General features: G+C 50.4%; 13 protein-coding genes. All 13 read right to left on the bottom strand.

Annotated elements, in window-relative coordinates; translation table 11 throughout:
- Positions 1-28: 28 nt before the first annotated feature.
- The 13 genes from AC3WT9_RS00560 to AC3WT9_RS00500 all read right to left on the bottom strand — a co-directional run bounded on the left by AC3WT9_RS00560 (position 29) and on the right by AC3WT9_RS00500 (position 16,275).
- A complete protein-coding gene (locus AC3WT9_RS00560) occupies positions 29-1,432 on the bottom strand; it encodes a HAMP domain-containing sensor histidine kinase (protein ID WP_341378971.1) in 1,404 nt (467 codons plus the stop codon).
- The gene (locus AC3WT9_RS00555; protein ID WP_341094110.1) at positions 1,429-2,106 is read right to left on the bottom strand and encodes a response regulator transcription factor; all 678 of its coding nucleotides are present in this window, start codon (positions 2,104-2,106) and stop codon (positions 1,429-1,431) included. The genes AC3WT9_RS00560 and AC3WT9_RS00555 overlap by 4 nt, the downstream gene beginning before the upstream one ends.
- A 59-nt stretch (positions 2,107-2,165) precedes the next feature.
- Positions 2,166-4,127, bottom strand: coding sequence for a serine hydrolase domain-containing protein (locus AC3WT9_RS00550; protein ID WP_341378972.1), 1,962 nt, complete (start codon positions 4,125-4,127; stop codon positions 2,166-2,168).
- 232 nt (positions 4,128-4,359) lie between these two features.
- A complete protein-coding gene (locus tag AC3WT9_RS00545; RefSeq protein ID WP_341094114.1) occupies positions 4,360-5,664 on the bottom strand; it encodes a 6-phospho-beta-glucosidase in 1,305 nt (434 codons plus the stop codon).
- The gene (locus AC3WT9_RS00540; protein ID WP_341094115.1) at positions 5,649-6,635 is read right to left on the bottom strand and encodes an N-acetylglucosamine kinase; all 987 of its coding nucleotides are present in this window, start codon (positions 6,633-6,635) and stop codon (positions 5,649-5,651) included. The genes AC3WT9_RS00545 and AC3WT9_RS00540 overlap by 16 nt, the downstream gene beginning before the upstream one ends.
- Before the next feature lie 7 nt (positions 6,636-6,642).
- Positions 6,643-7,662, bottom strand: a complete 1,020-nt coding sequence (locus AC3WT9_RS00535; protein WP_341094116.1) for a LacI family DNA-binding transcriptional regulator — start codon at positions 7,660-7,662, stop codon at positions 6,643-6,645.
- A gap of 78 nt (positions 7,663-7,740) precedes the next feature.
- Positions 7,741-9,387, bottom strand: a complete 1,647-nt coding sequence (locus AC3WT9_RS00530; protein WP_341378975.1) for an extracellular solute-binding protein — start codon at positions 9,385-9,387, stop codon at positions 7,741-7,743.
- A gap of 89 nt (positions 9,388-9,476) precedes the next feature.
- Complete coding sequence (locus AC3WT9_RS00525; RefSeq protein WP_341094118.1) at positions 9,477-10,373, bottom strand: carbohydrate ABC transporter permease; 897 nt, start codon at positions 10,371-10,373, stop codon at positions 9,477-9,479.
- Positions 10,374-10,407: 34 nt separating this feature from the next.
- Positions 10,408-11,358 carry an ABC transporter permease gene (locus AC3WT9_RS00520; RefSeq protein WP_341094119.1) on the bottom strand — a complete coding sequence of 317 codons (951 nt, stop codon included), beginning with the start codon at positions 11,356-11,358 and terminating at the stop codon, positions 10,408-10,410.
- Between the two features lie 659 nt (positions 11,359-12,017).
- Complete coding sequence (locus AC3WT9_RS00515) at positions 12,018-12,809, bottom strand: PHP domain-containing protein (protein ID WP_341094120.1); 792 nt, start codon at positions 12,807-12,809, stop codon at positions 12,018-12,020.
- A gap of 35 nt (positions 12,810-12,844) precedes the next feature.
- On the bottom strand, positions 12,845-13,681 hold the full coding sequence (locus AC3WT9_RS00510) for an energy-coupling factor transporter transmembrane component T family protein (RefSeq protein WP_341378976.1): 837 nt from the start codon (positions 13,679-13,681) through the stop codon (positions 12,845-12,847).
- Complete coding sequence (locus AC3WT9_RS00505) at positions 13,653-15,404, bottom strand: ABC transporter ATP-binding protein (RefSeq protein ID WP_341378977.1); 1,752 nt, start codon at positions 15,402-15,404, stop codon at positions 13,653-13,655. The genes AC3WT9_RS00510 and AC3WT9_RS00505 overlap by 29 nt, the downstream gene beginning before the upstream one ends.
- Positions 15,397-16,275: a DUF8171 family membrane protein gene (locus AC3WT9_RS00500; protein ID WP_341378978.1), complete on the bottom strand. Its 879-nt coding sequence runs from the start codon at positions 16,273-16,275 to the stop codon at positions 15,397-15,399. The genes AC3WT9_RS00505 and AC3WT9_RS00500 overlap by 8 nt, the downstream gene beginning before the upstream one ends.
- Positions 16,276-16,391 lie beyond the last annotated feature (116 nt).

Below are 16,391 nucleotides of genomic sequence, written 5' to 3'. Positions count from 1 at the left end.
AATCCACAGAAGTCAGCTTACTTCCCTTTCACCAGGTCATCATCAGAGGGCTTATGGACCTTCCGCTGGCCCTAACAGATGGAGAGAAAGGAAGTCTGACGATAATCGTCGTGCCCTCTCCTACTGCACCATCCACCTCGATACTCCCCTGATGCAGAGAGACAATTTTCTTCACAATCGCCAGTCCAAGGCCGTTGCCGTTATTGTTCCCGTTCCGTGACTTGTCGACTTTATAGAACCTTTGGAATATCGCGCTGAACTCTTCCGGGGAAATACCGGTCCCGTTATCGCTAATGGTAACGGATACTTCTGCTGCTCCTACGTCTATCCCGATACGGATGTTCCCGCCCTGCGGTGTAAACTTGATGCTGTTGCTAAGCAGATTCATCCAGACTTGCTTAAGCTGATCTTCATCTCCCTTGATTTTGACAGCCACCGGCAGCTCAAGATCAATGACGATGCCTTTGGCCGACCACTGCGGCTCGCAGGTTACAACGACGGTTCGAATTTGCTCATCAAGATTAAAGTCGCCTGCTTCGAAGGGATGGTGCTCGGAATCCAGGGAAGCAAGCTTCAGCAGATTATCGCTGAGTCTGGACAGACGGTCACTCTCCGCAATAATGATATCTAGGTATTCGCCGCGTTCTTCCTCCACTACCAGATCATCACTCCGCAAAGCCTTGGCAAACCCGGAAATAGACGTCAGCGGTGTCTGAATTTCGTGAGAGACATTGGATACAAAATCCTGCCTCATCTGCTCCAGCTGCTTGAGCTCCCCGGCCATCTCCACATAGCTTTGCGTCAGATCCCCTATTTCGTCCACCCGGTTCACCTTTAACTCTACTTCGAAATCACCCTTTGCCAGCCTCTTCGTCGCATTTGTCAGTGCTTTGATTGGCTCCACCAGATACCTGGCGGCAATGAGAATACATATACTGCCGAGCAATAGCACAAGTAGAAGCACGAAGAGCATCATCCGGTTAACGATATTTTCGTTCTCGGCGGAATACTGCAGGAACATCGCATGCCACTCCCCTTTTAGCAGAAACGGCATTCCGACGAATGTATCCTTATCATCAGCGCTGGAACGATAGAACTTTCCTTGCAGCACTTGTTTGACAGCTTCGGGGGTGATGATGACAGCCGGATTATCTTTGAGCCCATAGAAGGTATGTTCCCCGGAAGGATTGTACAGGTGGATCGGGTATGCGGATACCTTAACCATACTGTTCAGGAACTCATCCTTATCCTTAGGTTTGGCGTCATCATAGCGATTAATGATTTCCTTGCCCACTGCGATCATTTCGTTCTGACCCTCATAGCTTATTTGCTTCTGAAAGACATATAGACCAATGAGAAAAGAGCATATTAGGCTAAAAATAATGATGCCGAGAAACGTGAGAATGACACGAACATACAAGGTCTTGATCATGACTCAGGAATCAGCCGGTAGCCCAGACCGCGTGCCGTTTCGATTTGAAATTGCCCGTCGTTGCCAGTGAACTTATCCCTCAGCCGGCTGATATGGACATCGACGGTCCGGCCATCCCCTTCATAGTTCAAACCCCAGATCTGCATAATCAGCTGCTCCCTGGTGAAGATTTGTCCGGGGTGGCTGGCCAGCAGAAACAGAAGCTCGAACTCCTTCAAAGGAATAGTGACCGGCTCATTTCCACGGGTGACCTGAAAGGTACGGCGATTGAGCTCAACATTACCCACCTGTACAGTCTGGGAAGAAACGACCAGCGAGCGTTTAAGCAGCGCTTTTACCCGCATCACCAGCTCAATGGGATCAAACGGCTTGGTCAGGTAATCATCCGTTCCCAGTCGGAATCCTTTCACCTTGTGTGCCGACTCTGCTTTGGCTGTTACCATCAGAAGGGCGAGGTTGGCATCCCAGCGCCTGATTTCTCTGCACAGATCCCAACCGTCCAATCCTGGCATCATAATATCGAGAATAACGAGATCCACCCGCGAGTTCTCCACGATGGACAGCGCTTTGACGCCATCGCTGGCCTCTTTGATTTCAAAGCCTTCTTTTCGCAGGTACAAAGACATCAGCTTTCGGATGTTCGCATCATCATCCGCGATAAGTATAATAGCCACGATCATCCTCCTCTCTTAGGCTTATATTATATATGATTTGTTCCTGGCAAGAAATGGCCTTAGCCGAACTGCCAGCCCAGCAGATTCCAATGGTAGAAGAACAGGCACAGTGCCACAGCGGAAAGTGCCACAAAAGTGTAATGCACGCGTGTGAAATCCGTCCAGTACTTGTTCTTCCAAGCCAGCACAGCCGAGACAAGCAAAGCCAGAGTCATTCCAACGAATATCACAGGCATGGCTAAAACGAGATAAAATGAGGTACTGACGCTGCTGAGTCTCTCCAGCGTGTCCAACGACATAAGCACTGCAAATGTTGTGATAAAGCTTATTAGTCCCCAACCCGCTGTCGCTGCGGAGAGTCGAATCGCCCATTTTTCAGGATTCGTCATTACCTTGAGCTTGCGTCTGGAGAACAGTAGTCCCAGCAGAGCAGTGAGGAAAATCAGGCCCGAGACGCCGAGCAGGACAAGCCAGAACTTGTTCTTATCTATGAGCGGTGTGCGTTCCAGCGGCATATCCGGAATAGCGCCCAAGAGCATATGTGTGACTTTCCCGGAGTCGTCGGTGCGGAATCCGATTTGTTCCGTGCCTCCCTCATGCTGGAACAGATTAGTGTCCACAGGGACATACAATTGTTGTTCACTGCCACTTCCCAAGGACAGTTTATTGTCTGAGACGGTTACATTAATCTGGGCGAAAAAACTGAAAAATTTATCAATGTCGCTGAAATTGCGGCGTGTAAATTGATAGGAGCCCGCATACTTTTCTAGAGATTCCGCAGAAGCGGAAATCACTGGCTGCTGAGGTACAGGAGCAGGATAATATTTGTTAAAAAAAGCTTGAACCAGACCTTCTGCGGACTCACTGCCCTGACCGCCATTGTAGGAGACGAAGATGCCGACATTCTTGGCAGGCACAAGATACAATTCCGTGTTGAACATCGGGTCCGCACCGCCATGGGCAATAACATTCAGGCCGTTATACCGTTTCTCGGCGAATCCAAGATCCACTCCAGGCATACGTTTGTCGAATTGAAATGCCGTCGAATGCATTAATTTTGCCGTACCCGCTCTCAGAATCTCCTTGTCACCATACTTCCCATTCTGCAGATGGGCGATCATGAAGTGAGCCATGTCTTCTGCAGATACTGTACCTGAGCCGGCGGGACGAAAGCCGCCTTCGAATGTAGGTGTACCGGGAACAAAACTGCCGTTCTTGCTTGTGTAACCCAGAACTTCGTATGGCTTAAACTGCTCCGGCAAAGGCTCCACTACGGTTGCATGTTCCATATCCAGCGGATCGAAAATGTACTTTTTAATGTAATCATTGTAAGGAATTCCGCTTACTTCCTCCACAATCAGGCCCGCGAGTGTGGCGCCATAGTTGGAATAGGAACTGAGCTCGCCTGGCGGTCTTACCCGTGCCGGCATATGCTTGTCGAGCGTTTCGGAGATCGACCCCGGCAGTTTGGCAGGGTCCGTAGTGATTTGATAGCCAACGCCACCTTCTTCGAACCCGGCTGTATGTGTCATCAAATGACGCATCGTGATAGGCTCAGGATAGGTAGCTGGTATCTTCACTGATTTCAGGTAGGTATTAATATCGGTATCCAGATCAATCTTGCCCTGCTCCATCAATTGCATCACCGCCGTCCAGGTGAACAGCTTAGTGGTTGAAGCGATCCGGAACATGCTGGTTGCGGGATCAACCGGTACAGCTTTTTCCAGGTTGGAACTGCCGTATCCCTTCGCCAGAATAATCTTTCCGTCTCTCACAATGGAGATGACCGCTCCCGGAATGTGCAGCCTGTTCATATCTTCTTCCATTATTCCATCCACGAAGGTAGTCAGACCCGCACTGTCATCAAGATTCCCTGGTGCTTCAATCTGATGCACCTCTGGCTTGGCTTGAGCCGTTTCAGCCGAGGCCAGTTTCCCGGATAACATCAGGGTTCCCCCTAACCCGGCACCTAGAACAGCCAAGAGGGCCAGACCAGCGATTAGCCTTTTTTTCATCATCATAAACATCATTTATCCTCCGTATCATCATTTATTGGGATTGGATAAGCATCCGCCCTAACACTTATAGAGATTATCAAAGTATTATGAATGGAACGTTAACAAGCTATAAAAAAACAAACAAGACTGCTTTGCCGCCGCCAAGAGCGACAGAAAGCAGTCTATTTACAGTTACCGGGATTCAATTTATATGGCTAGCTATTTCAATACCGATGCGCTAAACATCTGTTACGGCTCAATCTTTAAAGAATAACGGTAAATAGTCCTTGTTCTTGAGCAGCATTTCTTCAAGCATCTGCTCCGCTACATTGACGGAATCTACCAAGGGATGGTTCGCCAAAGCCTGCAGAGCCAGCCCTCTGTCTCCAGTAACAGCAGCTTCAATCGTAAGCTGCTCATAGGTTTTCACCGCATGAATCAGCCCTTTGGCAGCCACAGGCACCCGGGATACAGGCAGTGGAATAGGCCCTTGGCTAGTGACGACGCAGTTCACTTCAATAGATGCATCCGCCGGGAGGAAATCCAATACTCCCTGATTGCGCACGTTGAGGGTCTGAATATCGCGAGTATCATTGTAAATGGATTTCATCAATAGTACTGCGGCTTCAGAGTAGTAAGCCCCGCCCCTTTTCTCCAGCTGCTTAGGTTTCTCCGACAGATTGGGGTCCAGATATAGCTCGAACAATTCATCCTCCAGCCGCTTAACCACCTCGGCCCGGGTTCCTTCATGCTCCAGGGCATGCTGCTGCTCCTCCAGCAGTTCCCTGGTCAGATAGAAATATTTTAAGTAATAGGATGGAATGGCCCGGAGCGATGAGATAAAGCTGGCGTTCCATTGGAATTGAGGCACGTTCTTGGCTGAATAACCGTCACGGTTATCCAGTAGCTCCTGCAGCTTATCCTCTCCTTTAATGTGTACCTGAGTAATCCAGTGCAGGTGGTTGAGGCCTACAAATTCGCAGTAAATGTCTCTGGCTGGCGTCTCATACAACTGCGACAGCCACTTATAAGCAGCAATCGGTGAATTGCATAGCCCGATGGATTTGACCTTGGTATGCTTCAGAATGGCTTCGGTAACCATCCCTGCCGGATTCGTAAAATTCAACATCCAGGCCTCCGGGCAAATCTCCTCAATATCCCGGCAAATGTCCAGCAGCACCGGAATTGTCCGCAGCGCCTTCATCATGCCACCCGGTCCGGTTGTCTCCTGGCCGATGATCCCGTACTTCAGCGGGATGGTCTCATCCCAGATCCGTGCTTTGAGCAGACCTACCCGCATCTGGGTGGTCACAAAGTCCGCTCCCACCAAAGCTTCGCGTCTGTTCAGCGTCTGCTCCACCGTAATGGGCAGACCCGACTTCTCAATCATCCGCTTCGCCAGATTGCCAACGATTTTTAACTTCCCCTCTCCTTCGGGGATATCCACCAGCACAATTTCGCGGACAGGAAAGCTCTCAAAATTGAGAATAAACCCTTCGATAATCTCCGGCGTATAGGAAGAACCGCCGCCAATCACAACGACCTTTAAGCTTTTATCCATGCTGTATTCGCTCCTTCTATGGAAAGCTGCTGTTCAAGCGCTTCATATACTTTATCCGCTATGGTCAATCCCGATTTCTCCATCGCGCGCAGGATCGCACCGCCCACAGGCTCCATCCTTAATACACGTATCGTGCAGCCTTCTGTCAGCTGCCCCGTGATGGCCGGTGCCATGTATTTCCCGCCGTTGCGGGTCAGCACACTGCCGACCAATACTACATCAAGTGTAGCTTCCTCCATTCCAAGCTTCTCAATGACGGCTCTCGCCGAAAGACCCAACTCAAGCCCTTGCTGCTGAAGGATCCGAAGCGCCACGCGGTCACCTTGATCCGCCGCTGGAAAGAGAAGCTTGGTCAGATCCACAGGAATATGTCTGCCATGATCGAGATAATCATGAAAGAGGCTTTCTACAGAGTCATATCCGAGCGTACCCAGCACCGCTTCCGTCAGCAGTGTCCGTTCCTCTCTGCCTTCCCAGGAGCGGATCACTGAACGGAATACCTCGACAGCCAGCTCGCTTCCGCCGCCAAAATCTCCGAATGCATAACCAAAGCCACCGCACTGCAGTTCTTGTCCCTCAGGACTAATTCCGAGGCAGTTGGTTCCCGTTCCGCAGATCAACACCACACCATACGGCTGTCTTGTACCCGCCCGCAGGCCGATAACGGTATCGCAGACAATCTCATAATTGGTGAAGCCCAGCGCTTTAATCATCGGGCGCAAAATAACATAATCTGCTTCCCGGTCCGCTCCGGCCAGTCCAAATGACGCGAACGCAATATCGCTGCGGCTTAGCCGCGCGCCTTGCAGCGCCTGATCGACCGATTCGGTAATGCTGGTCCGGGCCAGCTCCACATTGACTTGATGATTACCGCATCCACTCATTCCACTGCTTACAATCGTTCCTGACTCATCTGTAATTACAGCAATGGTCTTGCTTCCACCTGCATCTATCCCCAGATAATAGTTCAATCCCTAGTCACCCCTGACTAATGTCGCCTTTATATTTTGATGTAGATTTCCTGTAAACCAGTTCAGGCTTTAGCTGCACCCTGGTATGGCTGACCTCGCTGCCATTGATCATGTCCAGCAGGATCTTCACTGCATGCTGTCCCATCAGATCCGCCGGTTGACGGATGGTCGTGAGTGCAGGATGAACTTCCTGGGCAAAAGACTGGTCGTCATACCCGATGACCGATACATCATCCGGCACGTTGTAGCCCGCTTCCTTCAATGCCCGGATGACGCCAAGTGCAATGACATCATCGGCGGCGAAAATGGCAGACGGGATGTTGCCGCGGGCAATCATGTCCTGCATGAGGCCATAGCCACAATTGGTGCCGAACCCCCCTTCAATAATCATGAACGGAGACAGTCCGGCTTCGTTCATTGCATCTATGAAGCCCTCTTTCCGCTGACGGGCGCTGAGGAACACGCTTTGTCCGGTAATATGGGCAATACGCGTATGTCCAAGCGCAATCAGATGTTTGGTCGCTTCATACCCGCCCAAATAGTTGTCAACGTTGATCGTCGTAACATTACTGTGCTCCCCATGACTGTCAATCATCACAAAGGGGATTCGCTTGCGCTCCAGCTCAGTGACATAGGCCTCTTCTTCTAATGAAGAAAGTACGATGATTCCGTCTACACGATCTTCCTGGAACAAGAAATTACTTGCTTCTGAGAAGCCATTCACAGGCTCGGAATCAATGGATAGCGCCAGAAAGTAGCCGCTTAGCTTGAGACTTTCAAAGACCGATTTCACGACACTGTCGAACACCGTATCATTCAGGGCCGTCAGCGTTAATCCGATCACCCCCGTCTTCCCTCTGACCAGGGTTCGCGCTGCTGAGTTCGGGCTATAGTTCAATTCTTTAATGGCTTCGAGCACCTTTTGTCTGTTTTTCTCCCGCACCGATGAGACATTGTTAAGCACACGGGAGACTGTCACGACAGACAATCCGGACTTTCTGGCTACATCGAATATATTAACTTTCATAGGTAAACTCCTAATCTGATTTGGTTCTTTTTAGTATATCATGAGTGTTGCCGGACTCGATGTAGGAGTTTGCTTGCATTATTTGTTCAAATTCTTCAGGTTTTCCTGCCATCTTTCTGTCTTGTACTTCAGCAGCTTGGCATATCCATTCTTCTGGGCATCCACTTCAGCCTGATCGAGAATTGCCAGCACTTCTTCATCATTCTTGGCACTCAGGATGGCTTTGGATTTGGCCTTGTCGAATACATCCTTCACACTCTGAGCAATGATTCCCTCTTCACTGTCGCCTGGCGGGTCCAGATTAACGAATTCCGTCGTATTAAACTGTGTCTTCCAGGTGATTTCGAGCTGCCAGCGTGTCTCCCAGCTACGTTTGTCCTCCGGTAGCGTCTGTTCAAATTTACTCTTCGACTTATCCACATAGACTGTGTTTCCTGTCCATTGGAAGTCCACGGTGGAGTTCATCAATTTGCTTAGGCCTTCAACATCACTTAAATATTTATCTGTGAAAATCGGAGAGTCCTCATCATCCGTTCCGTCCCAATACAAACCTTCCGGACCCCACATCGTTACACGCTGTCCTTCTGGTCCTGTCATCCAATCCAGGAAGGCAAAAACCGCCTCGGGATCTTTTGCAGCTTGTGTAATGACATTTACGTTCCAGCCCAGCTGATTGTAATCGCCCGGGAAGATTTTGTTACGATCCAGACCCGCTTTATGTATAGGCCAGACCATAATATACCCTGCCTTCGGATCTGCCGCCTTCAGCAGAGCATCCCCAGCAGCCCCGAATTCGGTTGGACTCGATGATGCGAACACGGCAATACGTCCGGTGGTCACCTTCTCCGATACCTGCTCCCGCTTCTGTGTGAACGCATCTTGCGTCATCAGCCTTTCACGCATTAATTTACTCGAATATTGCATGGATTCACGGTATACCGGATCTTTAAAGATGGACGTCAGCTCATTGCCTTGCGGTACGGCCATAATCGAATTAAAGCGATAAGGACGGTTCTCCGCAAATGCCGAGGTTAAAATCTCAATTCCATCCGCCTGCCCGACTTCCAGCGGGATGACGTTCGGATACTTTTCCTTCACTTGCTTCAAATATTGATATAGATCCTCGGTAGTCTCTAATGAAGGCGAGCCCAACTCCTCATAGATTTTCTTGTTGACCATATATCCGGCATTGCCGTTAGGCTGCGAGGTATACCAGTTCGGGAATTGATACAGCTTGCCATCCGAGGAGCGCAGCATATTGAGCGTCGATTCTCCGGCCCATTTTTTCAAGTTAGGGTATTTGTCCAGATAATCGTCCAAGGGCACCAGCAAGCCGTTCGCACGCAGCTTCTCAATATCGGAGCCTCGTTCCATCCACATCACATCCGGTAAATCGCCTGAGGCAATCATGGTGTTTAGCTTCTGCTTGGCATTCCCCCCGGAGTTGATAGGAACGACATTGACTTTCTTAGTATTCTTTATCCATTTCGTAGCCGGATCTTCTCCCCAGGCTGGCATGGAGTACCAATCGTAATGCCCATAGAATGAGAACTCCAGAGGCTTATCGCCAAGGGCAAATCCCCCTTCCTTGTTGTTCCCGGTTGACGTTTCTCCTGAAGGCTTGTGGGTTGAGTTCGTGTTGTTGCTGCTACAGGCGGCCAGCATCGGCATGACCATCAGTGCAGTGGTCAGAAGCATAAACATGGATCTCCTCAGTTTTACCATCTTAAAAACTCCCTTCAATATTCTATCTATTGGTCAAGCATGACGCTTTGAACCCGGAAGCAAAGACCAGAGGGCCACTGGGCAACAGACTACTCTTTTAACGAGCCTACCAGCACACCCTTCACAAAATACTTCTGAACGAAGGGATACACACACATGATCGGGACGGTTGCAACCATCATCGTCGCCATGGACAAGGATTTGCTCGTGACGGTCTTCATTTGTTCCATGTGGCTTTTGGCCGCTGAATCCATCTGGCTCATCTGCTCGCTCATAATATTGGAATTGAGGATTTGCTGGAGCTTGGTTTGAATCGGCAGCAAATCAACATTGTTAATATAAATGCTAGGCATGAACCAGTCATTCCAATGATAAATGGCTGTGAACAGTGACAATGTCGCGAGCACGGGACCGGATAACGGAAACACGATGCGGAACAATACTCCCCAGTTACTGCATCCGTCTATTTTCGCGGATTCTTCCAGGCCCCCGGGAAGCCCCAGGAAAAAGGTTCGGAAGATAATCATGTTCCACACGCTGATGATCCCGGGAATGACCAGAACCCAGAACGTATTCATTAGTCCCAGTTCCCGAACCAGCAGGAACGAAGGAATCAGACCGCCGCTGAAATACATCGTAACGATGCACATAATCATGTAATACTTGCGCCCTATCAACTCTTGCTTCGTCATGCCGTATGCCAGAATAGCCGTAGCCAGTATAGATAGCAACGTTCCGACTCCTGTCCGAAGCAGCGTGATCACAAAGCCGTTCACAAGCCTTGAATCCTCGAACACAATTTTATAATTGTCCAGTGTGAAGTCGCGGGGCCAGAAGGTAACCCCTCCCATAACCGTATCCATTCCGTTGTTAAATGAAATAACTGCCGCATTCCAGAAGGGATAAAGAGTCACAAACGCCAATACCGATAGCAGAAAATAGATACTCCAGCTCAATATCTTATCTCCAAAACTCATCCTGTGCATGATGCAGCCGCCTCCTTCAAGTCATATCCCCGGATTACCATAAGCTGTTTCCCGATCTTCGTGCGAAGAGATTGGCCATAGTCAGCATGCCTACGCTTATGATCGCCTTGAACAGTCCAGCCGCCGTCGCATAGGAGAATCTTGAATTCTCTATCCCTATCCGGTACACATACGTGTCCAGAACTTCGGAGACATCACGCAATACCGGGTTGGAGCCCAAGAGCAAAATGTCCTCAAATCCCGCACTTAGCAAGTTGCCGATAGCCAGGATCATAAATATGGTAATGACAGGTAGAATGGAAGGAATGGTAATGTGGAAAATCTGCTTAAATCTGCTAGCTCCGTCAATGGAGGCTGCCTCGTAGATATGAGGGTCCACACCCGCAATCGCAGCCAGATACACGATGGACGCAAAGCCGATTTCTTTCCAGACATCTGTCGTTACGAGAATCGTCCAGAAATATTCTGGTATTGATAGGAAGTTAATAGGCTCATCGATCAGATGCACACTTTGCAGAAGAATGTTAATGCTGCCGTTATCGGTCGACAGGAGGGAAATGACAAACCCCGAGACAATGACCCAGGACAGAAAATGCGGCAAATAACTGATTGTCTGAACGACCCGCTTGAATGCAGCCTTTTTGACTTCATTTAGCATGAGCGCCAGAAGGATCGGAGCCGGAAAACCAACGAAAAACTTGAGCAGGCTGATCACCAGCGTATTACGCATCACGGTCCAGAATTCAGGAGCATTGAAGAACATCTCAAAATGCTTGAATCCGACCCAGGGACTATGTAGAAAACCTTTATAAATGCTGTAATCCTGAAATGCCATCAGCACCCCATACATCGGAATGTAACTGAAAACAAAAACGAACAACAATGCGGGAATCACCATCAGTTGAATATCCCATTGCTTGAAAAACCTTCGTGCCAGTGAATCCTGCTTTATCTTATGTTCTTTAGTAACTGAGACTGGAATCATTAACATCCCTCGCTCCCATGTGCTGTAAAATTAAAACCTTTTAACTTTAGTCCTAAAAAAATATCCACATAATTAAAACCTTTTAACTTTTGTCCTAAAAATAAAAGCCTCCTTCCATGCCCGTGAACATTTCATACAGTGAGAGGACCTTTCCTTAAGGGGATTGTAAGCGCTTTTATCATGTGTGTCAATACCATAAATTTGTATCTGCTATAAATATTAAAACTTCCTCCCCTCTTTAATAATGTTAGTTTATATCACACAATAGACGACTTGTTAGTAGGATTATAAAACATTGATATGAGATTGTCGATACTTTTTGATGTTTTTAATTAAATTCTAGGAAAAAGTGAGTGTTAAACCAATGAAACCAGAACATTCGCCTAACTGACGTTATGTATTATTACATATAACTTATAACTGAGGAGTATAGCAAATATCCATTGACGTTTCGAATTTCCGCGTAGAGCTTTCTGCCGCTGTCATTGCAGGATATTGGTTAGATAATTGATATAATATTATATTTGTCCAAAATGCGTGTAATCAACCTTTGAACATGCCAAGCTTAAGATGATGAACGCATCCTAAGCTTGCTTCAGTTACCGGCAGCCCAGCACCTTCCCGGTGCGGGATCGTGCTGGGCTTCAGAGCATCGCACGCTAAGCCGAGTATTCCTCAGCCTCATCCCTGGACGGGGCTTCGCCCGACATTTGCTTCAGCAGCTTTTTCATCATGACCGAGGCCTTGACCTTGGTGTGCAGGCAGGGAGAAACTTCTATGGAATAATAGCCCTTGCGCACTGCTTCTCTCAATTCCTTCACCGTGGAGCAGGTGCACTCGAGCTTGTTCACTACGCTGCCATATTGCAGGCATTGATGGCTGTCGCTTCCGGCAATGACCGGAACACCCAGCTTGGCAGCAAAAGGAGTAATCAATGCACGGTATACCTCCGCTCCCTGCATGTAAATATCCTTGGCATTGAAATCAAAAGCATCCAGCCGGGCCAGCTGCTCCGGGTCCAGATGATGCAGCGGAGTGGAGCTCCGGAACGGGTGGCCTCCGATTTTCCACAAGTCCCGGGAATCAGCCAGATCCAGCAGCTGACGGAACGGTATGAAATGCCCCTCTTTGGTGTAGCCCTCAAGACTGAAACGGACATCCAGAATATGCTCCTTAAGCCCGATCAGCAGAATATGGCCCGTCTCGGCAATATCCACTTCCATTCCCGGGAAAATCTTTAGGCCGTCCGCCTCGTAATAATGGCCGTTATAAGGATACATACGGTCCAGCGTCTCATACATAGCGAAGAAATTCGAAGTGTTAAAATGTTCAGTCAGGGCGATGGCATCCAGACCGTTCGCTATAGCTTCCCTGACCATCTCCCGGAAGTAATCCGGGGAGAAGCTTGATTTCTTGGACAGCTTGCCATGGGTATGCAGATCTATATTCATAAATGGATTTCTCTCCTTTGTGCTTGAGGGTGAGATTAATAGAGCAAATTCGGATAGGCAGAACCCGCGAGAAACAGCAAACCTATATACACGGCAGAGCCTGCAAAAAAAGCCCAGTCGGTTCGTTTCATAGCCAGATATGATAGCTTCATCTTTCGCACCTGCGGATTCTTCACTGCATAAGTATACCCTCTGGTCTCCAGCGCTTCGACGGTTGTCCGGGAACGCTTAGCTGTATTCAGCATCAATGGATAGAAGACCAGCACGATAATCCGCAAATAATAAGCGGCAGTGTGCCAGTACAGGATTCCATGCTTCAGCGGCCTTTGGCCTCTTAATCTGAACGAGAGCAGGATCTGGTGAAACTCTTCCAGCAGTGTGGGCAGAATCCGGTAACCGTAAGACAAGCTGAAGGCAAAAGCATCCGGTACCCCTAGAGAGGACAGTCCGTCACTCAACCGCTCCGGGTCCAGACTGGAGAAGACAGTAATGCTCGCCAGTGAAATGACGGAGAGCTTGAGCGTCAGCGTCAGCATGGGCAGCAGCGATTCCGCCCCGCCCCCGAAAAACAGTGACACCAGGAACATCCAGCCGATCTGGCTGATCAGCCCCAGGCAGAGAATAAATATGATATAGGGACTCACCCGGGACAGGATCGTCGTGATGACCATCAGCACAAACATACCGAGCAAAATCGTCCGGTTGTACACAAACCAGGGCGCAATCGCGAAGAATACATACCAGATCAGCAGCGTGCGCGGGTCCAGCCTTCCGAGGAAAGTACTGCTGCTGTTGTAAGCATTGCCAAGCAGCTCCAGCTTGATCTGCTCGACTGAAATCCGGTTAAGTGCCCGTTTGACTGTTTCCACCATGCGTAACCGCCTCCTTTCTCCATTCCACATTCCGGGTAAATTCTTCCAGGCTGCAGCAGCTGCGGGGCAGCCCCAGGATCCGGCTCAGCTCCATGAGCTGGGTTTCAGCCAGCCCGGCGCGGCGCAGCAACGCGCCGTCGGAGAATATTTCATCCTTGCTGCCGTCGGCAATTATCATCCCGTCGTTCATTACGATCACCCGGCTGGCCCATTCCGCTACCAGCGCCATGTCATGGGTGGCGATGACCACAGTCTCCACGTGACTGCGCAGCGTCTCCAGCACCTCTACCATCTCCTGCTTCGTTGAAATATCCAGGTTGGCAGTAGGTTCATCCAGCAGCATCACTGCCGGACGGACAGCCGCGCCAATCGCCAGCGAAACCCGGCGCTGCTGCCCGCCGCTGAGCAGGCGGGCGTCACGCTCGGCCAGCTCCTGCAGACGGAAGGCCTCCATCATCGCTTCTACCGTTTCATCCGTATCCACGAGCCGTCTTGCCTTCAAGTAGTAGGCGATCTCTCCACGCACAGAGTCGTCGATGAACATATCCTCCGGGTTCTGGAACACATAGGAGGCAATACCGGAGAGGCGCTCCGGCGGCAAGCCGTTCACCTTCATTCCCTTGACATGAACGGTTCCTCCGGTTGGTGTGGTGATGCCGGCAATCAGCTTCATCAGCGAAGACTTCCCTGCGCCGTTGTTGCCGATCAGTGCAACCGATTCCCCGGAGCGCAGCTCCAGGTTAATTCCTTTCAGCACCGGATGAACCGTTTTGTGGATGGTCCGGTAGGAGAGCAGGACCTTATCCATCTTGACAATGGCCTCTCCCTTCCGCCCAACGGGTGCGGGAAGCTGCTCTGCGGCAATGGCGGACCATTCGCTGCCGCGGCGGCGCATGAAGCAGCCGCCGCTCTCCCCGGTGTTCAGCGGATAAAGCATTCCGCTCCGGGGTCCGGGCTGCAGCATCCAGGCTGCCCGGGTCACATCGGGCGGATAGATGCCCAGCGCCAGCAGTTCCTCCACCGAAGACAACGCTTCGCGCACCGGCTTGTGCCAGCGCAGCCTGCCGCCGTCCATCAGCACAACCGAATGGCAGTATTCCGCAATGAACTCGGCATGATGCTCGATAACGATGATGGTTTTGCCGTGCTGTTCATTCAGGCGGCGCAGGATGTCGTAGATTTGACGGGCATGCTGCGGATCAAGCTGAGCAACCGGCTCGTCAATGACCAGAATATCCGGGTCCATAGCCAGCGCTCCGGCCAGTGCAAGCAAATGCTTCTGCCCGCCGCTGAGCTGCCAGATGGATTCGCTGCCCATGCCGCTGAGTCCGGTCAGCGCAAGGGCCCGTTCTCCCCGCTCCCGGTAATCGGCCAGGCCGTAATTCAGCGGGGTGAAGCATACATCATCCAGCACAGTCGGACGGACCAGCTGATTCTCAAAATCCTGGTAGACATAGCCCATATGTCTGGAGAGCTGGCTTACGCTTTTCCCGGCTGCAGATTCTCCACGCAGCAGAACCTCACCTTCAAAATCACCAGTGTAATAATGCGGGATCAGACCGTTGAAGCATTTGCAGAGCGTTGATTTCCCCGAACCGTTGCTGCCCATCACCGCAATGAAGTCACCTTCCTCAAGCTTGAGCGATACCTCCTGCAGCACCGGCTGCTCGGCACCCGGATACGTAAACGTTACTTCCTTCAGTTCAAGTACCGGCTTACGCATCAAATTGGCCTCCCCCCTGCCGCCTGCGGGCAGCGCGGCGCAGCATCACAATAATCACAGCTGCAGCAACAACCGCAGCGGCCAGCATACTCAGCCAGATCAGACTTCCCTCATGAGATTCGGCCCCAGGCAGCTCGAACTCACCGATGCTCCAGCCGGATTCAGACAGCAGCTCCGCACCAAGCGCCAGCAGTGACAGGATAATTCCGCCAATGATGAGCTTCGGTGACAGCCAGGCACCGCTGGCGTATTTCATATTCCGTTCGCGGGGTTTCATTCCAAGCAAGGGTTCGATTTTTCCGTATAAACGCGGCACCAGGTATAACGTCGGCAGCAGCGCAAACAGGATGCCGGAGAACAGCACATCATTCAGAAAACCCACACCCTCAATGATTACAATACTTTCGGCCAGTCCTTTAACGGCTTCCAGCTCCTCGACCCCGACCCATACCTTGACGATGTCGATGACCGAGCTGAAGAACTGGTGGATGGCCACCCCGCTGATTGCCGCCACCCCAACCTGCCTGCGGTTCTTGGGATCGGAGACCATGCGGCCTGCCGTGTACATCGCCAGTGAGAAGGTAATGAATTTCTCCAGCTCTCCCAGCCCGCCGAATTGGCCGAGCATCAGTTCGCCGAAGATTACTTCACCAACAGCGGCACCCACGGCGGCATACAGCGGATGAAACAGCATGCAGAGCGTGAGCGGGATGAAGGCGAAATACTCGACAGACAGCTCAATCGGCCCAAGCTGCAGGCTTGGAATCAGCTCCGTGAACATGTTGGACAACCCGTACAAGGACATGGACAGCACAAAAATCATCATTTTTTGCGATTGGGTCAGCGTATAACGGTTTTTTAACGTACTCATGAACAATCGGCCCCCTCCAGGAAATTACCTTAAGTATAGAAAGTGCGTGTCAGCACAGCTTTTCCCGATTGTTAATGCAATGTAATGTTATTTTCAGTTTTTTTAACGGTGTAAAA

The organism is Paenibacillus sp. EB106-06-01-XG199 (assembly GCF_058791575.1).
This window is presented reverse-complemented; position numbering and strand designations above follow the sequence as displayed.

What these genes read in the sequence shown, in the direction of transcription:
- AC3WT9_RS00560 (WP_341378971.1), bottom strand. Translation starts at nt 1,432, where the DNA reads ATGATCAAGACCTTGTATGTTCGTGTCATTCTCACGTTTCTCGGCATC.
- AC3WT9_RS00550 (WP_341378972.1), bottom strand. Translation starts at nt 4,127, where the DNA reads ATGATGATGAAAAAAAGGCTAATCGCTGGTCTGGCCCTCTTGGCTGTT.
- AC3WT9_RS00545 (WP_341094114.1), bottom strand. Translation starts at nt 5,664, where the DNA reads ATGGATAAAAGCTTAAAGGTCGTTGTGATTGGCGGCGGTTCTTCCTAT.
- AC3WT9_RS00535 (WP_341094116.1), bottom strand. Translation starts at nt 7,662, where the DNA reads ATGAAAGTTAATATATTCGATGTAGCCAGAAAGTCCGGATTGTCTGTC.
- AC3WT9_RS00530 (WP_341378975.1), bottom strand. Translation starts at nt 9,387, where the DNA reads ATGGTAAAACTGAGGAGATCCATGTTTATGCTTCTGACCACTGCACTG.
- AC3WT9_RS00525 (WP_341094118.1), bottom strand. Translation starts at nt 10,373, where the DNA reads ATGCACAGGATGAGTTTTGGAGATAAGATATTGAGCTGGAGTATCTAT.
- AC3WT9_RS00520 (WP_341094119.1), bottom strand. Translation starts at nt 11,358, where the DNA reads ATGATTCCAGTCTCAGTTACTAAAGAACATAAGATAAAGCAGGATTCA.
- AC3WT9_RS00515 (WP_341094120.1), bottom strand. Translation starts at nt 12,809, where the DNA reads ATGAATATAGATCTGCATACCCATGGCAAGCTGTCCAAGAAATCAAGC.
- AC3WT9_RS00510 (WP_341378976.1), bottom strand. Translation starts at nt 13,681, where the DNA reads ATGGTGGAAACAGTCAAACGGGCACTTAACCGGATTTCAGTCGAGCAG.
- AC3WT9_RS00505 (WP_341378977.1), bottom strand. Translation starts at nt 15,404, where the DNA reads ATGCGTAAGCCGGTACTTGAACTGAAGGAAGTAACGTTTACGTATCCG.
- AC3WT9_RS00500 (WP_341378978.1), bottom strand. Translation starts at nt 16,275, where the DNA reads ATGAGTACGTTAAAAAACCGTTATACGCTGACCCAATCGCAAAAAATG.